This is a genomic window from Streptomyces sp. NPDC051020 (genome assembly GCF_040683105.1).
GTDB lineage: Bacteria > Actinomycetota > Actinomycetes > Streptomycetales > Streptomycetaceae > Streptomyces.
Map to the genome: position 1 here is coordinate 1 of NZ_JBFBCG010000198.1, position 3,028 is coordinate 3,028.

Sequence of the window (3,028 nt, forward strand, 5' to 3'; positions counted from 1 at the left end):
ATCGCCACCGCCGTCCTGCGCCGACACTTCCCGAAACCGGCCTCCGCGCCACCGCGCGATCAGGTCGCCGAAGCGCAGGTGATCGACTGATCGCATCGTCCGGGGCAGGCTCGTCCCCGTCGTTCCTCCCAGGACCCCGGGCTCTGCGTTCGCTCCTTCGAAGCGGTCGTCACCCCGGTGTTCCTCATCCTCCGCAGGGATGATGGTCCTCTGTCCCGGCCGGGCCGCCGGTGGAAGACTGCGGGCCGTGTCTGGGTTCGCGAGGGATACGAAGTACTACGGTAACCGGCTGGTGTACGAGCAGCTGGAGCGCAAGTGTGCCGGCTACCACGCCCGGCACTGCGAGTGCGGGCACGACTGGCTCGAAGCCCATGCCGTTCCGGTCGGGTTCACGGTGATTCCCCGGGGCGGGACCGGCTACTACGGGCTCGTCGGGCCCGGCCTGACCGAAGGCGTGGACGAGTCGGCACTGACCGCGAACGCGCTGTGGGAGGCGGTGCCCGGCAAGCCGGGCACCCAGACCTGGTACGAAAGCGTGCACATCACCTGCCGCAGCCCGCAGGCGGAGGCGGCCCGCAAGGCGGAGAACGAGCGGATCCACGGTCCGCGCCGCGAGTGCGCGCAGAATCGAAGACGGACCCGGCCACTCCCGCGCAGGTGAAGTACCTGACCACCCTCGCGGAGAAGGGCGGCGGGAACGCTTCGACGCCGGGTTCACCAAGGTGATCAAGGGCAGCGACATCGAACCGCGTGCTCCCCGAGGACGGCGTGCGCAGCCGGGTGGCCATGATTACCTGGAACAGCCCCAGGGCCTCGTCGATCGCCTTCGCCTCCAGGTGCCGCATCACCGCGGTGAGCATCGCCGTGCGCTTCGGCTCCGCCGCCCGCTCCAGCAGCGGCGCCTTCGACCCGAGTGCGTACCGGGCAAGGGCGGCCAGCCGGTTCGGTGGAAATCTGCGACAGCTTCAGGCGGCCGAGCTGGAACGCGCCGATCTCGTCCACCCGCTCCAGAGCGCGGGCGAACGCCGTGCCCGTCCTCCGTGTCGGCGGCCGGCGCAGCCGCTCCAGCTCCGAAAACCGCCTGCCCTCCGGCGTCTTCAGCATCGCCACCAGGTCGCCGGGCAGTGCCGGATCGGCCCGGCGGGCCGCCTTGGCGACCGTGGCGTGCAGCCGCTTCTCCGCAATCTTGCGGACCTCACGGGCGGGTGAGCCGCCCGCAAGCTGTTCGATGAAGCGCGCAGTCTTACCCAGGGCGACTACGAGAAGGTCCGATTGCTGCGATCCTCCGTCCTGGAGAACACCCGGCTCCCCAGCGCGCTGCCGACAACCCCGCGCCTCGTTGCCGACGCAACTGGTGCCGGGTTCACGGTTCACGAGTTCGGGAGCAGGGGCCCGCCAGCCATGAGGCCACCGTCGACGGTCAGGATATGGCCCGTGACGTATCTCGCCTCGTCGGAACCCAGGTACTGGACGGCCTCGGCAATCTCCTCCGGGGTGCCCGTCCGGTGCATGGGCAGCGCCGAATCGACCGCGTCACGCACCGCCGTGTCGTCGCCGGTGAACCGCTCGTACATGGCGGTCCGGGTGAAGCCAGGCGCGACCGCATTGACCCGGATACCGTGAGCGGCTCCTTCGAGTGCGGCCGCCTTGGTGATACCGACGACGGCATGCTTGCTCCCGACGTACAGAGTCAACCCGGGGTAACCCATCAGGCCGAAGACGGAGCTGACGTTGACGATGCTGCCGCCTCCCTGTTCCCTCATGACCCGGAACTCGTGCTTCAGGCACAGCAGAGTCCCCTTGACGTTGGTATCGAAAGTGGCCTGGTATCCCTCGTCGGTCACCTCGCTGACAGGGCCGAGTGTTCCCTCGGTGCCGGCGTTGTTGAAGGCGACATCGATCCGTCCGAACCGCGCGACCGCACGCTCGACGAGGTCCTTCACATCGGCGTCGAAGCGGACATCTGCACGCACGAACTCAGTCGGGGCACCGAGGTCGGAGAGCTCCCTGGCAAGCTGCTCGCCCACGTCCTCGTGGCGGCCGGAGACCACGAGGTTCGCGCCTTGCCGGGCGTAACCCAAGGCGGTGGCGCGGCCGATACCGGTCAGCGCACCCGTGATGAGGACGACGGGATCAGACACGTGCAGGGTCCTTCCTACGACCACGCGATTGAAAGAGCGGCGAACTGTTCGGAACCCGCACAACACCAAGTTCCGCTTCGAACGGGACGTATTCCCTCGTGCTCCGCAAGGAAGGGTTACTCAGCCGGACGACGACCGCATCGGACGCGACCGCTGCATCCAACGAACGGCGGCGCTTGACGGCCCGTATGGCCCACGGACGGCGGTCGGCGCGGACGACCCGGAGGCGATCACGCGGGCGGGAGATGAACCGAAGCCTAGACGGTCGTATACGCCCGGCTCCCAATCGGCGTACAAAGTCAGCGCCTCCGCTGTCTCGCTACGCTCCGGCACCGCAGAGGTGGCTGGCCACCAGCTCTCCACCTGGTGCGCGTCCACGAGAACGAAGTCCTGGTATCCGGACGCGGACCCCTCCGCAAACTATGAACGCCCGCTACAACCGTCAGCCGAGCTTCCAGAGACCCATCCGGTTGTCGAGGGTAGCGGCCAGCATCGTGCCGTTTGGGCTGAACGCTGCGGATCTCGCGTCCTCGGCATGCTCGTCGAGGATGGTGGTGAGCTTCCGGGGAAGATCGACCTGCTCGACCAGCTCATCCTGGACGCCCAGACCAGCCTCACTGTCGAGGCGAACGGGCCGCAACTGCGCGAGCAGCTGACGAGACTCGAGACTTCCCTTGCCGAGCTCGCGCAGCGCCCAGGGATCGACGGAGTAGGACGTGCGCGTGATCACGAGCGTGCGCCGGGCTGCGGGCCATGGGGGTGGGGTGCCTCCCGCCGACTGCTATCTCGGGATGCTGTCTTCGGTCATTGCCTGGGTGCCGATGACGTTGAGGAGCCTGATCCGGTCGGCGGCGTCGCTGCCAGGAGCGGCGGTATAGGTGACGATG

3 protein-coding genes and 2 pseudogenes are annotated in these 3,028 nt (G+C 68.1%); 1 reads left to right on the forward strand and 4 read right to left on the reverse strand.

Features of this window, described 5'->3' with window-relative positions:
• Positions 1–247: 247 nt before the first annotated feature.
• A complete protein-coding gene (locus AB0N06_RS38520; RefSeq protein WP_366139324.1) occupies positions 248–661 on the forward strand; it encodes a hypothetical protein in 414 nt (137 codons plus the stop codon).
• 112 nt (positions 662–773) lie between these two features.
• Here AB0N06_RS38520 and AB0N06_RS38525 read toward each other — a convergent pair.
• The 4 genes and pseudogenes from AB0N06_RS38525 to AB0N06_RS38540 form a co-directional block, all read right to left on the reverse strand.
• Positions 774–1,197, reverse strand: a pseudogene (locus tag AB0N06_RS38525) (Tn3 family transposase); the annotation flags it as partial.
• 173 nt (positions 1,198–1,370) lie between these two features.
• Positions 1,371–2,141: a glucose 1-dehydrogenase gene (locus AB0N06_RS38530; protein WP_366139325.1), complete on the reverse strand. Its 771-nt coding sequence runs from the start codon at positions 2,139–2,141 to the stop codon at positions 1,371–1,373.
• A 120-nt stretch (positions 2,142–2,261) separates the two neighbouring features.
• Positions 2,262–2,540: pseudogene (locus tag AB0N06_RS38535) on the reverse strand (DUF6225 family protein); the annotation flags it as partial.
• A gap of 43 nt (positions 2,541–2,583) precedes the next feature.
• Positions 2,584–2,871: a hypothetical protein gene (locus tag AB0N06_RS38540; protein WP_366139326.1), complete on the reverse strand. Its 288-nt coding sequence runs from the start codon at positions 2,869–2,871 to the stop codon at positions 2,584–2,586.
• Positions 2,872–3,028: the final 157 nt, after the last annotated feature.